At 67.2% G+C, this 15,147-nt stretch carries 12 protein-coding genes; 1 reads left to right on the top strand and 11 read right to left on the bottom strand.

Annotation, left to right across the window (positions count from 1 at the left end):
- Window positions 1–136: 136 nt before the first annotated feature.
- The 11 genes from ACW18B_RS08240 to hfaA all read right to left on the bottom strand — a co-directional run bounded on the left by ACW18B_RS08240 (window position 137) and on the right by hfaA (window position 14,284).
- Window positions 137–2,956 (bottom strand): M16 family metallopeptidase, encoded by a 2,820-nt coding sequence (locus tag ACW18B_RS08240; RefSeq protein WP_492051650.1) that lies wholly within the window; start codon window positions 2,954–2,956, stop codon window positions 137–139.
- A 175-nt stretch (window positions 2,957–3,131) separates the two neighbouring features.
- The gene (locus tag ACW18B_RS08245) at window positions 3,132–4,220 is read right to left on the bottom strand and encodes a DUF2336 domain-containing protein (RefSeq protein ID WP_492051080.1); all 1,089 of its coding nucleotides are present in this window, start codon (window positions 4,218–4,220) and stop codon (window positions 3,132–3,134) included.
- On the bottom strand, window positions 4,220–4,753 hold the full coding sequence (locus tag ACW18B_RS08250) for a hypothetical protein (protein ID WP_492051082.1): 534 nt from the start codon (window positions 4,751–4,753) through the stop codon (window positions 4,220–4,222). The genes ACW18B_RS08245 and ACW18B_RS08250 overlap by 1 nt, the downstream gene beginning before the upstream one ends.
- A 59-nt stretch (window positions 4,754–4,812) precedes the next feature.
- On the bottom strand, window positions 4,813–5,514 hold the full coding sequence (locus ACW18B_RS08255; protein ID WP_492051652.1) for an ABC transporter permease: 702 nt from the start codon (window positions 5,512–5,514) through the stop codon (window positions 4,813–4,815).
- Between the two features lie 62 nt (window positions 5,515–5,576).
- A complete protein-coding gene (locus tag ACW18B_RS08260) occupies window positions 5,577–6,329 on the bottom strand; it encodes an ABC transporter ATP-binding protein (protein WP_492051084.1) in 753 nt (250 codons plus the stop codon).
- On the bottom strand, window positions 6,326–7,333 hold the full coding sequence (locus ACW18B_RS08265; protein ID WP_492051086.1) for an ABC transporter substrate-binding protein: 1,008 nt from the start codon (window positions 7,331–7,333) through the stop codon (window positions 6,326–6,328). The genes ACW18B_RS08260 and ACW18B_RS08265 overlap by 4 nt, the downstream gene beginning before the upstream one ends.
- Window positions 7,334–7,408: 75 nt before the next feature.
- Window positions 7,409–9,502: a hybrid sensor histidine kinase/response regulator gene (locus tag ACW18B_RS08270; RefSeq protein ID WP_492051088.1), complete on the bottom strand. Its 2,094-nt coding sequence runs from the start codon at window positions 9,500–9,502 to the stop codon at window positions 7,409–7,411.
- Window positions 9,503–9,699: 197 nt separating this feature from the next.
- Window positions 9,700–11,529, bottom strand: coding sequence for an ABC-F family ATP-binding cassette domain-containing protein (locus ACW18B_RS08275; protein WP_492051090.1), 1,830 nt, complete (start codon window positions 11,527–11,529; stop codon window positions 9,700–9,702).
- 146 nt (window positions 11,530–11,675) lie between these two features.
- Window positions 11,676–12,854 carry a holdfast anchor protein HfaD gene (gene hfaD, locus ACW18B_RS08280; protein ID WP_492051092.1) on the bottom strand — a complete coding sequence of 393 codons (1,179 nt, stop codon included), beginning with the start codon at window positions 12,852–12,854 and terminating at the stop codon, window positions 11,676–11,678.
- Window positions 12,832–13,848, bottom strand: coding sequence for a holdfast anchoring protein HfaB (gene hfaB / locus ACW18B_RS08285; RefSeq protein WP_492051093.1), 1,017 nt, complete (start codon window positions 13,846–13,848; stop codon window positions 12,832–12,834). The genes hfaD and hfaB overlap by 23 nt, the downstream gene beginning before the upstream one ends.
- The gene (gene hfaA, locus ACW18B_RS08290; RefSeq protein WP_492051095.1) at window positions 13,838–14,284 is read right to left on the bottom strand and encodes a holdfast anchoring protein HfaA; all 447 of its coding nucleotides are present in this window, start codon (window positions 14,282–14,284) and stop codon (window positions 13,838–13,840) included. Before hfaA ends, hfaB begins: the two co-directional genes overlap by 11 nt.
- 161 nt (window positions 14,285–14,445) lie before the next feature.
- Here hfaA and ACW18B_RS08295 point away from each other — a divergent pair, with 161 nt between their 5' ends.
- Window positions 14,446–15,099, top strand: a complete 654-nt coding sequence (locus tag ACW18B_RS08295) for a rhomboid family intramembrane serine protease (protein WP_492051096.1) — start codon at window positions 14,446–14,448, stop codon at window positions 15,097–15,099.
- Window positions 15,100–15,147: the final 48 nt, after the last annotated feature.

Consider the following 15,147-nt stretch of genomic DNA (forward strand, 5'->3'; position numbering starts at 1 on the left):
TAGACGCCTCACATGATTCCATGTGAGGCTAAAAGGCTCTAGGGCCAGCCTGCCAGGCAAAAATCAGGCCCTCTCGCCAGCAAGGCGAGAGGGCCTTTTCGTATTTGCGATCTCTCGTCCCTGAGAGCGGCGGGGTCTACTTCCCTTCCGGTTTGACCAGCAGGGTCCAGGCCTTGTCGTCGCCCAGGAAGGTCCTGGCCGCTTTCTGGACATCGGCGGGCGACACCCGTTCCAGCCCGGCGATCACCGAGCGCGTGGCGTTCAGGACCCGCGGATCGGTCTGGGCGCCGGCCAGATTGGTCAGCCAGTACTCGTTGGTGGCGCGCGCCTTTTCGATCTGATCGATCCGAGGCTTCTTGGCCCGGTCCAGCTCGTCTGCGGTGACGGGCTTGTCGCGCAGGTCGGCGGCGATCTGACGGATGGACGCGATCACCGCGTCCAGCTTTTCCGGCGGAACCTCGACGCTGACCGACAGATAGCCCCAGTCGTTGAAGGTCACGCTGTGGGTCGCCGAGGCCGAGGGCGAATAGGTGGCGCCCTGCTTTTCGCGCAGTTCGTCGGTCAGCCGCAGTTGCATCACCTGGGCCAGGACCGACGTGTCGCGCGAGCGTTGCAGGTCGGAGAACAGGTCGTCTGTCGGCCAGATCATGACCAGTTGCGCCTGATCGGGCCGGCCCTTGTGGGTCAGCACCACCGGCTTTGGAGAGGGTGCGGGCAAGGCGATCTGGTGCGCGCGGGAAAGGTCCGTCACGCCCGGACGCGGCGGAAGGGCGCCGAAGGTCCCGGCCACGGCGGCGATCGCCTTGTCGACGGTGATGTCGCCGACCACCAGAACTTCGATCTCGCCCTTGCCGAGCGGATCGGTGACCGCCGCCTTGAGACCGTCGATCGAGGCCGAGGCGATGTCGGCGCGCGACGGGAAGGTCCAGCGCTTGTCGCCGTTGTGCAGCAGGCCGCCCAGATCCCGGCCCAGCACGCCGCCGGTGGTGGTTTCCAGCTGATCGTGGATCGTGCCGTAGTAGGTCTTGATCCGCGAGAAGGCTTCAGGGCGCCAGCCTGGCTCGGTCGCGAAACCGGCCAGAACCTGCAGCTCCGTCTCGATGTCTTCAGGGCGGGTGCGGCCACTGAGGGTGAAGGCTTCGTCTTCGACGCCGAGACTGGCGTTCCAGATCTTGCCGGTCAGCACCTGCTCCATGTCCTGGGCGCTGATCTGCTTGAGGCCCCCCTCGATGAAGGCCGATCCGGACCACAGGGGATTCTGGGTGTCGGACGGCAGGTCCAGCAGACCATGGCCGATGCGGGCCTTGATCAGGATCTGGTCGTCGCGGAATTTGGTCGGCTTGACCGTCAGGCGCACGCCGTTCTCGAAGCGCACCATGACGGCGTCAAGGTCGGCGATGTCCGTCTGCTCGACGACCTTGCCGATCGGCCCGAAGCTGGAATAGGGCCAGGCCGTGGTGCTGGGCGCGGCGGGGGGTGTTACGGCGACCTTGCGGGCGTCGTCATAGGCGGTCAGCACCGTCTTTTCGCCGCCCTCGATCGCCGTGGGCGTGGGGATCAGGATCAGCGGGCCCGACCCCGCGAAGGCGGCCCTTAGCGCCGCGCTGACGCGGTCGGCGGTCAGGCCCTTCACGATCTCGTCGAAGGCCGCGAGGTTCTGGCTGGGGCTGGTGACGGTCTCGCCGTCGCCCAGGGTCCCGACAAGGGCGCCGGCCAGGCTGGTGGTGCGCTGGGTGGCCTCGCCGGTGGCCGCAGCCACGAGCTTGGAGCGCATGTCGGCGATCTCGCGATCCAGTTCGTCCTGCCGTACGCCATATTGCAGGGCGCGGCGCTGTTCCCGGTCCAGGGCGACCAGGGCTTCGCGCCAGCGCCCGGGCTGGGCGGTCGCGCCCAGGGTGGTCAGCCGCACGGCGCCGTACTGATCGCCGGTGAAGGCGCCGGCAGCGATAAAGGGTGGATCGGCCGCGCGGCTCAGCGCCTGCATGCGACGGTTCAGCACCGCGAAGCCCAGATTCCTCAGCGTATCGCGGGCGTCGACGGCCTTGGTCTCGATCAGGCCGTCGGGCGTGGCGGCCCAGGACATCTGAACCGCCAACGAGACGCCGGGTTCGAAGACGACCTTGGCGGTCTCGCCGCGCTTGGCCACCTTGCCGACATCGGGATCGGCGCCGGCCGGCCCCTTGGCTTTCCAGTCGCTGAAGCGCGCCTTGATCTTGGCTTCCATGACGTCGAGGTCGAAGTCGCCGACCGCTACGACCACGGCCCGTTCGGGACGATAATAGGCCTCGTAGTAGTCACGGATCTTCTGGGCCGGCGCCGTTTTCAGGATTTCGGTCTTGCCGATGGGAATGCGCTTGGGCGGCAGCTGGCCTTCCATCTGGAAGTCCATGGACTTGATCAGCGCCCGATAGCTGGGACTGTCGCGCGTGCGCTCTTCGGACAGGACGACGCCGCGCTCGCGGTCCACCGCCTCGGGCGAGATCGTCAGTTCGCCGGCCACTTCGCGTAGCAGCATCAGCGAGGTGTCGACCGTCGGGTCGTCGGTCTTGGGCAGGTCCAGCTGATAGACGGTTTCATCCAGGCCGGTGGAGGCGTTGGTGTCGGCGCCGAAGGCCAGGCCGTGGCGCTCCAGGATCTTGATCATCTCGCCTTCAGGCACGTTGGTGCTGCCGTTGAAGGCCATGTGCTCGAGGAAGTGGGCCAGACCCTGCTGGTCGTCGGCCTCCATCATCGATCCCGTGTCGAACCACAGGCGCAGGGCGGCCTGACCCGGCGGGGTGGCGTTCTTCTCCAGGGCGTAGCGCATGCCGTTGGGCAGGACGCCGAAGCGCACGCGCGGGTCCGGCGCGACATCAGAGATTTCGTGCGCCCATTGGCCTGGCTTCAGCTCGGCCAGGGTCGGCCCTGTTGGCCGGACGGACTCCGCGAAGGGCGGGTTTGCGCCAAGCGAGGGCATGGGAAGCTTGGGCAGCGCCGAGCAGGCGGTCAGAGACAGGCCGGCGGCGGCAAGTAGTGTCAGGCGCGAAGCGCGAATCATATTCTACCCAAGGTTGGGGTGGACATTCAGGAGCGCCACCTTGGCTGGGGGTGAAGGCGCAAGCAAGGCGTCAGTCGCCTCGCGAAAGCCGCGATCAGGCGGCGGCGACGTCGCCGGTCTGGCGGCGAAGGCGCCAGAAGCGGACAGTCCGCAGCGCCGAGTCGCGGGGCAGGGCGCCGTACAGTTCCCCATAGGCCTTGGCCTTGCCCATCACATCGTCGGACGGGTCCAGGATCAGGAACGCAAAGGTCAGGAACAGGGCGCGGTCGATGTCGGCGGCCTTGCAGACCACGGCCAGAGCGTCCAGTTCGCGGCGTTCCAGGATCTTGCGGGCGGTATGGAAGTCGATGTCGGCCATGTCGGCCAGAACGATCAGGAACAGCGTGTTCTTCTTGGCGCGAAGCAGGCTGGCCAGGGTCTGGGGCGAGGCTCCGCCCTTGGCCTTCATGGCCAGGAACTCTTGCTCGGCCTTGGGATAGTCGGACGGAAGGGCGCCATCCTGGGCGGCGACCCGCTTGCGGCCGGCATTGAGCGCCGCCTCCAGCGTGGCCGGGTCCATGTCGGCGTTCTTTTCCATGATCCGATCGCGAAGCTTGGCTTCGACGATGAAGTACATCTCGTTGAGCAAATCCACCGGCAGGCTGTGGCGGTCGACCACGGCCTCGTGCAGGCTGGGATTGGCGGCGGCGCGATCGACGACCGTCTCATGCGCCTCGCGTGACAGCACTGCGCCCTCGTTGCGCAGCAGGACGCCCAGAGTGTCGTCGTCGCCGCGCTCGACAATGGCGTCCGACACGGCGCTGGGCACGTTGGTCCGTTGGGAGATGGCGCGCAGGTGGTCCTGGCCGCGGGTGCGGGCCACTTCCAACAGGTCGTCTTCCGACAGGCTCGACGAGCCCTGCAGGATAGGCTGGGCGACGGCGATGCTGTCCAGGGCCAGGGCCCGGCTGAGGCCGCGCGGCGGTGTGGGCGCCTGGCTCAGGCGTTCGGCCAGCTCGACCTTGACGGCCTCTTCCATCTCGCCGGCCAACTGGCTCATGACGTCGTCGAACAGACCCATCTGAACCGGGTCGTGATTGTCGCCGGTAAAGAACAGGTCCGTCACGCCGCGCAGCAACTCGCGGCGCTTGGCGCTGGAGGGCTCGTCGGCCAGGGCAATCAGATCGTGAAGCTTGGACTGCATCAGAGGGATCCGTCGTTGCCGCCGTCGCGACGGGCTTCGTCGCCGCGGGCGCCTTCAGCCAGCCAGTCGGCCGAGCCGTGGCGCGGCTCTTCATCCTTCGGACGGGGAGCGTCTTCGGAGGGGGCGATGAACACCATGCCGTTGGGCTGCAGCGGCGGCAAAGCGTCGGGCTGCTGGCCGTACTGACGGCCGACCGAATAGGTGCGTGACAGACTGGGCGCCATGGCTGGCGCGGGGTAGGCGGCCGGCAGCTGTGGCGGAGCGACCGCATGGTCCGCCGGGACCGGGGATTGCGGCCTTGTGCTCATCGGACCCCAGGCAGATGCGACAGGCTGGAAGGTCTGACGGGAGGATGGCGCGACGGTGTTCGATTTTCCGGCCCACCCCAGGACGGGGCCTGCATAGCCCGAGGCGGCGGTCAGGGCGGCGGTGCGACGGTCAGGTCGAGGCCCGTAGCGGCTCTCGCGCGCTTCCTCAGCGCGCGCCCCGTTGGCGACGCAGACGAGGGCGGCGATGAGAACCATGGAACGCATAGGGCGACCTGACGGAGACTCCGAGCCCTTAGCCTTAACCCTCGCCGCTTAATCTGGGCCTAACGCCCGCGCCAAAGCGCCAGAAGCTTGCGTTCGGCCAACTCCATCAACGCGTGTAGCGCCACGCCCATGACCGCCAGGGTCAGGAGGGCGGCGAAAACCCGGGCGGTCTGCAGGCGGTTGTAGGCTTCGAGAATACGCCAGGCCAGGCCCTGGGCGCCGCCGGAGCCGGCCACGAACTCGGCCACGACGGCGCCGATCACCGCCAGGCCCGAGGCGACCTTGTGTCCCTCCAGCAGGGCCGGAACGGCCGAGGGCAGGCGCAGTCGCCACAGCCGCTGGGCCCGCGTCGCGCCATAGAGGTCGAACAGGCGGGTCAGATCCGGATCCACGGCCTTCAGCCCGCTCAGGGCGCCCGAAAAGATCGGAAAGAAAGCAACCACGGCGGCCAGTCCGATGACGGCGCGCTCGGGATGATCGATGCCCGACCAGATGGTCACCAGCGGCGCAATGGCCACCAGCGGCGTGACCTGCAGGGTGACGGCGATCGGCCGGACGGCATCCTCCATCAGCGGGCTGAGGCTGACCAGGAAGGCCAGGGTGCAGGCCAGGACGCTGGCCATGACCAGGGCCAGCAAGGCGGTCGACAGGGTGCCCCAGGCCGAGGCCAGCAACAGCGGCCAGCCTTCCAGCAGGGCGCTCCAGATCGCGCTGGGCGGCGGCAGCAGATAGGGCGGGATCGACCAGTGCGCGCAGGCCATCTCCCATCCGGCCAGCAGCAGGCCGATCAGGATCAGAGGCGAGACCAGGGGGGAAAGCCTCTTCACGCGGCGCGCGCTCCGCTGTGAGCCAGCAGATCTGACACCGCTTCGACGGCCAGGCGGAAGGGCTCGGTGGTGCGAAAGCCAGACGGCCGGATTAGCGGACCACTCACGGCCACCTCGCCGACGATCTGACCGGGGCCTGGGCTCATGACCACGACCCGGCCCGCCATATAGACCGCCTCCTCGACATTGTGGGTGACAAAGACCAGGGCCGGCGACAGCGTGGCCGCCAGGGCCAGGACGTCGTCGGCCAGCGCCCGTCGGGTGATCTCATCAAGGGCCGCGAAGGGCTCGTCCAGCAGCAGCAGGCGCGGGCTGGTGACCAGGGCGCGGGCCAGGGAGACGCGCATGGCCATGCCGCCGGACAGCTGGGCGGGGCGCGCCGTGAGGGCGTCGCCCAGGCCCACGCGGGCCAGGGCCTGGCCGGCCGCCGCCCTGGCCAGGGCCTGATCCTCGCCCGCCAACTCCAGCGGCAGGGACACATTGGCCTGGGCGTCGAGCCAGGGGGCGAGGGTCGGCGCCTGGAACACGACGGCGGTTTCGCCCTTGCCTGTGGCGCGGGTCACGGTCCCTCTTGTCGGCTTTTCGAGGCCCGCCAGAAGTCGCAGCGCCGTGGACTTGCCGCAGCCGGAGGGTCCGACCAGGGCGACGACCTCGCCCGAGCGCAGGTCAAGATCGACCGGCCCTAGCGCGCGACCGCGCAGGGGGTAGTCGACCTCGACGGCGGAAAGGGCGGCGATGGAAGGCGTCATTGCCCCTTCGGGACGAACTGCAGCGTGTAGGCGCTCTTGTAGTCCAGATCCTTGGGATAAACGCCCTGGTCGGCGGCGACCTGGAAGAATTCCGCCCAGCGGGCGTCGGTCATGGCGCCGATGCCCGCACCTTGACCATTGGCGCCCTGGGCGCCGACGATTCCGAAAGCGCGCATCTTGTCCCGGGCCTGGTCCAGCACGTCCTGGGACATCTCCGGATTGTCCTTCAGGATCGCTGCGTCGCCGGGCTTGGGATCGCCATAGAGATAGGACGTCCAGCCCGCCGTCGTCGCCTCGACAAAGGCCTGCACCGCCGCCGGATTTTTCGCGATCAGGCTATCGGTGGCCAGGGCCATGGAGGCGTAGCCGGGATAGCCGTTGTCGGCCAGCAGGAAGAGCGCGGGCTTGATCTTGCCCTCCTTCTCGATGAGGTAGGGCTCGCTGGTGACATAGCCTTGCTGGACGACGCGCTTGTCCGCCAGGAACGGCGCGGCGCTGTAGTTATATTTGCGCACCTGGTCGTCGGTGAAGCCGTACTTGGCCTTCAGCCACACCCAGAAGCCGGTGATCGAGGCGTCCGACAGCAGGATCGGACGGCCCTTGAGGTCGGCTATGGACTTCAGCCCCTGGTCAGGATGCCCGATCAGGACCTGAGGATCCTTCTGCATGAAGGCGGCGACGGCCTTCACCGGGGCCTTTTCCTTGGCCAGGTTCATGACGATGAAGCTGTTGGATCCAACGCCCAGATCGACGGCGCCGGTGGCCAGCAATTGCGGCACGTTCACCGCCGGTCCGCCCTGGATCAGGGTGACGTCGAGGCCGCGCTTGGCGTATTCGCCGGTGGCCAGGGCCTGATAGTAGCCGCCCAGCTCCGCCTCGGCTCGCCAGTCGGTCGCCAGCTTCAGGGCGGTGCGGCCCGGCGCCTCGGCGGGTTTGTTGGCGGCGGGAGAGCACGCGGCGATCAACCCGCACAGGGCGAGAGCGACCAAGCGACGAAAACCCATGAAGTCCTCCAGACAACGCTGCCGGAGACTAGGCGTCCCCGCGGCGTCTTCCAAGGGAGAACGGCGTTCGTCCGCCTACGCGTCCAGGGCGGGCGCCGGCATCCAGCGTTCGACCTTGGCGTAGAGCGTATCGCGCTGGATCGGCTTGGCGATGTGATCAACCATGCCAGCGGCGTAGCAGCGCTTGACCTGCTGGGGCAGGGCGTCGGCGCTCATCGCGATGATCGGGACCTTGCTGGCCTCAGAGCGTAGGGCGCGGATGGCGCGGGTGGCGGCCAGGCCGTCCATCACCGGCATGTGTATATCCATCAGGATCAAGTCGTATCGGCCCGTTTCAGCCGCTTCAACGGCCTGCTGGCCGTCCTCCGCCGTGTCGACATGCCAGCCGGCCAGGGTCAGCAGGGAGACCCCGATTTCACGGTTCATCGGGTGGTCATCGACGACCAGGATCCGACCGGCGCCGGCGGTCGCCGGTTTGGGACGTTCTTGCGGCGCCAGGGGCTCGACGACGGGCGCGATGACCTCAATCCAGAAGCAGGAGCCGCGGCCCGGCACACTGTCGACACCGATCTTGCCGCCCATCCGTTCGACGAGGGCGCGGCTGATCGCCAGGCCAAGGCCCGCGCCGCCATAGGTGCGGCTGACCGAACTGTCGACCTGGGAGAAGCGCTGAAAGAGCAGGGGCTGCTTGTCGACAGCGACGCCAACGCCCGTGTCGATGATCTCGAAGCGCAACCGATCCTCGGCGTCGCCCGGTTCGACAATCAGACGCGCATTGATCTCGCCCCGTTCCGTGAACTTCACGGCGTTGTTGAGCAGGTTCAGCAACACCTGACGCAGGCGCGCATCGTCCAGTTCGTGAAGGCCTTCGACAGGGTCCACGACTTCGACATGGAGCGACAGCCCCTTGGCGCGCGCCTCGGGCGTCAGGATGGCGGCGGTCTCGCGCAGGAGGGTGGAGGCCGAGATCGGCTGCGGCGTCAACTCGATCTGACCCGCCTCGACCCGCGAGAAATCGAGAATATCGTTGACCACCGTCAGCAGGGCGCCGCCGGCGGAGTCGATCAGATTGACCTGGCGTCGGGCGTCGGGCGGCAGGTCGTTGCGCATCGACAGCAATTGGGCAAATCCCAGCACGCTGTTCAGAGGCGTGCGGATCTCATGACTCATGGTGGCCAGGAACTCGGTCTTGGCCTCGGTCGCCGCCAGGGCGCGGGCCCGCGCGGCGCGGGTCAGTTGCTCGCGTCGGACCAGCAGTCGCTTCAAACGCTCCTGCTGGGCCAGGGCCAGACCGGTGGCCAGATTGGTGCCGAAGAGCAGGGCGACAAAGACCTGGGCGAGACGGGTCGGGTCGGCTTCCCCCCAGCGCACGCCCGTCTGCGCGGCCCCGTTGGGGACCATCAGCGGAATGGCCACGCACGCCACGATCAGCGAGCTCTGCGCCGCGCCGCGCGCGCCCAGCCGAAACGCCGCCAACATGGTCAGGGGCATGATCAGGAAGGGGGCGGGAAAGCCATTGGGATGAAAGCACAGGGCCGTCACCAGGGCGATCGTCGCGAAAAGCGTAATTCGCTCGCCATTGGAACGGTGAAATCCCCGGCGATGCTCGGCGTCCAGAAGCACCAGGGCGGCGGGCGCGATGACCGCCAGACCCAGACCGCTGCGCGCGAACCAGGCCCAGGCCAAGGTCAGGAAGGACGCTTCTGACCACAACTTCATGGCGGAGGCCCCGACCAGGGCCGCGGTCACCGCGATCGGCGCGCCCACGGCGACCAGCAGGGCGAGCTGGCGCATCGTCCGGACGCGCGGCATGCCGCCCATGGCGCGCCGCGTCACCACCCACACTGCGTAGGACTCGAGTGTGTCAATGCCGGCCAGGATCATAGCCTTGGCGAGGGGGTCGCCGACCAGGAGCCCGATGATGAGATGAAAAACGATCGCGACCGTGGTCAGGGCGATGCGTTGGGGCGGGTTCAACGCCATCAGACCGACGGCGAGCAGTCCGTTTGCCGGCCAGAAGGAGGCGATGCCCAGGGGGGTGCGGGTGAGGAACTCACTGAAGATCAGGCTCGCGACGATCATCGTCGCGAGAGTCAGACAAAGCGTATTCTGACGCCTTTGCTCCCGATGTTTCAGCTTTGGTTCCATGCGTGTCTCGTCCCCCAGCATCAGTACGCCCGCGATCTTTGACGGGCGCCGCGCAATTTGCTGCTGTGGCGCTATGTCGCGGATCGGGCGTTATCGACGCCCTGAGCTCGGGATCAGCTTCGTCCCGCCAAGGCGGAGCTCGGCAGCGGTACGAGAATGCATAAGGCGCGGCGGGTTTCAAGCACAGGCGGTCCAGCGTCGCGGCGGGGCGGCCCGCCTCAGTTGGCGAGGGTCTCCCGCTTCTCCTCCAGGGCCAGCCAGTCCTCCTCGGCTTGCGCCAGGTCAGCCCGCGCCTTGTCCAGCGCCTTCATGATCTTGGCGAAACCGGTCGGGTCCTTGGCGTAGAAGCCAGGGTCGGCCAGTTGGGCCTCCAGGTCGCCGATGATCTTGGGGCTGGCTGCGACCAGAGCCTCGCATTCCTCGAGGCGGCGCTGGTCCTTGTAGGACAGCTTGACGGTTTTCTTGGCCGGGGTCGGCGCGACGGGGGCGGTCTTGGCCGCCGTAGCGCCGGTGGCGAAGTCGCCGCCGCCGGCGCCGCGCGCGCCCTTGAAGAAGTCCGGGTTCTGATCGATCAGGTCGGACCAGCCGCCCGGGGTCTCGATGACATGGCCATGGCCGTTCATGGCGATGGTCGAGGTGGCGAGCCGGTCGATGAAGTCACGATCGTGGCTGACCAGGATCAGGGTGCCCTCGAAGTCGGCCAGCAGGTCCTCCAGCAGGTCCAGGGTGTCCATGTCCAGGTCGTTGGTCGGCTCATCCAGGACCATCAGATTGGTCGGCGTGGCCAGGGCGCGGGCCAAAAGCAGGCGGTTGCGCTCCCCGCCCGACAGGCTGGTCACCGGCTGGCGCAGCTGGGCCTCGGTGAACAGGAAGTCCTTGGCGTAGCCGGCCACGTGCTTGGGCAGGCCGCGCACCAGAATGGAGTCGCCGCCGCCGGGGGTCAGGAAGTCCCAGACGGTGATCTTGTCCGACAGGGCCATGCGGGCCTGGTCGACATAGGAGATCTCCAGATTGGTCCCCAGGGTGACCGTGCCGGAATCGACCGGAAGTTCACCCAACAGCAGCTTGACCAAGGTGGTCTTGCCCGCGCCGTTGGGGCCGACCAGGGCCACCCGGTCACCGCGCAGAATACGGGTCGAGAAGTCCTCGACGATCACGCGCTCGCCGAACTTCTTGGTGACGTTCTTGGCTTCGGCGACCTTCTTGCCTGATGTCGCCGCAGTTTCCACGGCCAGATACATGCTGCCGCGCATGTCGCTCTGGCGATCCTTCTTGGCGGCGCGCAGGTCCATCAGGGCGCGGCGGCGGCCTTCGTTGCGGGCCCTGCGGCCCTGAACGCCGCGGGCCAGCCAGGCGTTCTCACGCTCCAGCGCCTTGTTCAGGCGGCGCGCCTCGTCTGCGTCAGCGGCCATCACCGCTTCGCTCCAAGTCTCGAACTCCTGGAAGCCCTTGTCCAGGCGGCGCACCTTGCGGTGCTCCAGCCAGAAGGTCCGCTGCGTGACGCGATTGAGGAAGGCCCGATCGTGGCTGACGATCAAGGCGGCGCATTTACTGGCCGCCAGTTCTTCTTCCAGCGTCTGGATCGCGAAGATGTCCATGTGGTTGGTCGGCTCGTCCAGCAGCAGCACGTCGGGCTGCTCGGCGAAGGCGCGGGCCAGGGCGGCGCGGCGCTTTTCGCCGCCCGACAGGCCTTCCGTGCCCTTTTCCGGATCCAGGCCAAAGTCGGCCAGGGTGGCCTGGGCTTCATAGTCTTCGGCCCCGCCCGCTGTGGCGTAGTCCAGCAGGGTGGCGCCGGTGATCTCGGGCTCTTGGCTGACGAAGACGATGCGCGCCCCGGGCTGCACCACGCGCTCGCCGCTGTCGGCTTCGGCCCCCTGGGCGGCGAGGATCTTCAGCAGCGTGCTCTTGCCCGCGCCGTTGCGGCCAACCAGACAGGCGCGGATACGGGGTTCCAGCGCCAGGTCGACGCCGTCGAACAAGGGCTTGGCCCCGTCGGCCAGGCGGACGTCCTTGAGGGCGAGAATAGGCGCGCGGGCGGGGGAAGCCATAAGATGCTCGTACTTGAAAGGGTCGACGGGTCGCGAAGGATGCGGCCTATATCAGGGATAGGCGCGAAGAACCGCGAAAATCCGGATGTCGGCGCAGTTGCGACAGATCGGCTGTCCCTTTGACGCCGAAACGCGGGAGGCGCGGCTCAGTTACCGGGCGAGCTGACGTAGAAGCTGGCGTTGTTGCCGGTGGCTGTGGCGACGCTGGTTACCGAACGGCCAGAACCAAAGACCGTGGTTGTCCGGGCGCCGATCTCGGCGCTGTTGACCTGATTATTGCTGACCGTCATGCCGCCGCTGCACTGCGAACAGGCATAGCCGGTAACGGCGTTGCCCATGGCCGTGGCCGAGGTCACGGCGTCATAGCCGTCGGCGCCGGTGAAGCTGGCGATGACCTCGACGCCGCCGCCGGCATTGCTCTGGATGTTGTCCAGAACGATCTCCTGACCGGTATTGCCTGCCAGGACCGAGTTACCGACGCCCTGGGCGGTCACCTGGGCCGCGCTGAACTGATAGGAACTGGCCTCGGCCTGGGCCCGGACATAGGCCGTATTGTCCTGGGTCGAGGTGACATCCAGCAGCGGGCCTTCATTAGTCGCCGACAGATTGTTGCCGCTGGCGGTCGCCGCCGTGCTGGTCAGATAGCTGCCGCCATAGGTCGTGAACTGGCTGGCCTGGGTGAGCCCGGCGTTCGACTGCTGGGTGATCACGCGAGCGGCCGACTGCTCGCTCCCCGAAAGCGTGATGTTGTTGCCTGTCGCCAGGCCGGAGACGGCGGCCGTGCCGGTGATGGCGCCGGCCTCTGCCCCGCCATCGGCCAGGACGTCGCCTTGATTGCTCTGGCTGACCCGCGCGCCCATCGCGCCATTGATCAGGGTCAGGCCCTGGGTGTTGCCCTGGGCCAGGGTGCTGATCGAGACGTCGCCCAGCGTGGCGTTGTCCGCCTCGATCTGGCTGCGGGCGGTGACGGGGCCGGTGTTCAGCTGGGTGGTGACGCCGGTCAGCGTGCCGTTGTCCGCCGCCGCCGTGCCGCTGTTGCCGACCGCCGTCGTGGTGACGGCGCTGGCGGCGCCGCCGTCGGTCGCGACATTGACCACGCCATAAGCCTGGACCTGGCCATAGTTCTCCTGGTTGGAGGTCATCGTCGCGTCGGTGTTCTGCACCGACACGAACGCCCCGTTGGCCGGGGCGGTGGTCGTGGCGGAGAAGCCGTCGGTGACGGTTTCGACGTTCAGGGTCTGCTGGGCGAACACATCGCCCAGATTGATCTGGTTGTTCAGAACCTGGCCGGACGTGGTCTGGCTAGTAGCGACCCCGCTTAGCATCGCGCATATCGGGATCGCTGCGAGCGTTCCAGCGAGACGGGTCTTCGCGGGTCTGCGCATTGTTGGTTCCCAGATTGTTGTAGGCGGGCGTGAAGGCGCCCGTTTGCCCGACGGTGGCGTCGCCCATCGGATCGTAGCGCAGGCAGCTTTGCGGTCCGGGCATGCCATAGAGATTGGCGCTGAACTCGACGACCGAGCGCTCGATCAGGGCGCGCACCGCCAGCTGGATCGGCTCCAGCGCGCCACGGCCGCCAGAGATGTCGAAGATGTTGCCATTGAGGAAGTCGAAGACGCCCAGGCTGATCTCGCGGCCGACGACCTGTTTCTGATAGGCGACGACGTCGACCACCTCCAGGGTGCGGGTGTTCACCAGGCGCAGGTCCAGGGCGATGTTCATCACAAATACCCGACGCTTGAAGTTGCCCTTCAGGCCGTCGGTGTCCTTGTCGCCGACATAGGCGTCCACGCCGGCCGAGCGGATGTTGTAGTTCAGCTCGGTGATGCCGCCGACCACATAGAAGTCCGAGCCCGGCACCTGGCCGGCCAGGATGCGGCGATAGTCCACCGGCGTGTCGGCGCCGGGATTGGGGCGATCGGAGATCAGCTTGTTGTTGGCGTATTTCAGCTCGAACTCCGACACCGAGGTGTCGAAGCGCTCGACCATGGGCATGCCGGCCTTGGCGAAGGCGGTCATGGCCAGAAGGGAGGCGCCTTGGGTGACCTTGCGGCCCGAGCCGTCGGACTCTTCCTTGCCGGTATAGTCGGCGATACGGCCGATCGCGACGCGCGGCGCGGCGATGCGGTTCTGTTTGGCGTATTGATTAAGGCAGACCAGGGCGGCCGAATAGTCGGTGGGATTGGCGGTGACCGGGGCGCTGCCGATCGGCTTGGCGTAGTTGCCTGCCGTCGACACCTTCGGCATGCGCGTGCCGCACCCCGTCAGGGCGGTGCAGGCCAGAGCCGTTATGAGAAGAGAGAGACGCTTACTGGGCATTGGATCCGCTCTTGACCGAAGATCCCGCCGAAATATTGCCGGTGTTGGTCTGGGTGGAATTGATGATCACCGTATTGTTGTTGCCCTGGGTGATGACCGTCAGATTGTTGCCGATGGCGGTGGAGCTGCTGTAGCCGCGTCCGCCGACACCCGAATAGGCGTCGAGCGAACCCGACGAATTGCTGGACGAATAGACGCTCTGGTCCGCGCCGGTCAGCATCACCCCGTCGACGACGATACGGTTGCCGTTGGCGTCGCGGGTGGAATATTCGACCATCCGGTTTTCCTGGCCGGCGACGCGGCCGTAGCCCGCGTTGAAGTCGGCGGAGTTGGTCGACATGGTCTGGGCGCCGGCGACGCCAAGCGCGCCCAGGCCCAGGACAGCGGCGGTCAGGCCCGCGCCAACGCCGATGCTGTTCTTCCGATGCCTGGCCATGAAAAGGCTCCGCGACTGTCGACGCGGGGGAGCAAGCAACCCTCGTGCCAAATTCATACCGGCTCAGGTCTAGCGCCAAGGTCTCGCAAAATGGTTAAGCCGGGAGACGCGACGTCGAATCCTGACACCCCATATAGAGTCGCCGATGGAATGAGAGCGTCATGCGCCAGGACCGCCCCGAACCCGTATTCCCCGAACCCGTATTCAATGCGCCTTGGCCGGCCTTGCTGGCGACCGCCAGCATCCTGCTGTCCACACTCCTTCTCTCGGGGGCGAGCGACCAGACGATCTATGACCTCGCCCTGGAGCCCGCGCGGGTGTGGCGCGGCGAGGTCACCGGGTTGGTCACCTCGCTCATTGTGCACGCTGGCTGGCTTCACGCCGGCATGAACGCCGTCTTCGCCCTGGCGTTCGGCGCGCCGGTGGCCCGGCTTTTGGGATTGGGCGTCAGGGGCGGGGCCCTGTTCATTCTCTTCTATATACTGTGCGGCGTGATGGCCGGGCTGGGCTACGCCGCCATCCACGCGCAATCGACGCAACTGGTTATCGGCGCCTCGGGCGCTGTGGCGGGTCTGATGGGCGCCGCGGGGCGGCTGATGGATCGTCCCGGAGACCTGAGCGGCCTGTTCGCGCCGCGTGTTCTGTCGCTGGGCGCCGCCTGGCTGATCGTCAATCTGGTCATGGCGGTGTTCGGCGGCTTTCCTGGCATGGGGACCGGGCCGGTGGCCTGGGAGGCGCATCTGTTCGGCTTCGCGGCCGGGGCGCTGCTCATTGCACCCATCGCTCGATTGCGCGCGAGTGCACAGACCCATTGATCCCCAGGCCGCTTTGCGAGACCCTCCTTAAACAACAACGATAAAAGG

It is taken from the genome of Caulobacter sp. FV2ps19 (genome assembly GCF_058681035.1).

Excerpts from the sequence above, each read along its gene's own strand:
- ACW18B_RS08240 (WP_492051650.1), bottom strand. The coding sequence starts at position 2,956 with ATGCCCTCGCTTGGCGCAAACCCGCCCTTCGCGGAGTCCGTCCGGCCA.
- ACW18B_RS08245 (WP_492051080.1), bottom strand. The coding sequence starts at position 4,220 with ATGCAGTCCAAGCTTCACGATCTGATTGCCCTGGCCGACGAGCCCTCC.
- ACW18B_RS08250 (WP_492051082.1), bottom strand. The coding sequence starts at position 4,753 with ATGCGTTCCATGGTTCTCATCGCCGCCCTCGTCTGCGTCGCCAACGGG.
- ACW18B_RS08255 (WP_492051652.1), bottom strand. The coding sequence starts at position 5,514 with ATGGCCTGCGCGCACTGGTCGATCCCGCCCTATCTGCTGCCGCCGCCC.
- ACW18B_RS08260 (WP_492051084.1), bottom strand. The coding sequence starts at position 6,329 with ATGACGCCTTCCATCGCCGCCCTTTCCGCCGTCGAGGTCGACTACCCC.
- ACW18B_RS08265 (WP_492051086.1), bottom strand. The coding sequence starts at position 7,333 with ATGGGTTTTCGTCGCTTGGTCGCTCTCGCCCTGTGCGGGTTGATCGCC.
- ACW18B_RS08270 (WP_492051088.1), bottom strand. The coding sequence starts at position 9,502 with ATGCTGGGGGACGAGACACGCATGGAACCAAAGCTGAAACATCGGGAG.
- ACW18B_RS08275 (WP_492051090.1), bottom strand. The coding sequence starts at position 11,529 with ATGGCTTCCCCCGCCCGCGCGCCTATTCTCGCCCTCAAGGACGTCCGC.
- hfaD (WP_492051092.1), bottom strand. The coding sequence starts at position 12,854 with ATGCTAAGCGGGGTCGCTACTAGCCAGACCACGTCCGGCCAGGTTCTG.
- hfaB (WP_492051093.1), bottom strand. The coding sequence starts at position 13,848 with ATGCCCAGTAAGCGTCTCTCTCTTCTCATAACGGCTCTGGCCTGCACC.
- hfaA (WP_492051095.1), bottom strand. The coding sequence starts at position 14,284 with ATGGCCAGGCATCGGAAGAACAGCATCGGCGTTGGCGCGGGCCTGACC.
- ACW18B_RS08295 (WP_492051096.1), top strand. The coding sequence starts at position 14,446 with ATGCGCCAGGACCGCCCCGAACCCGTATTCCCCGAACCCGTATTCAAT.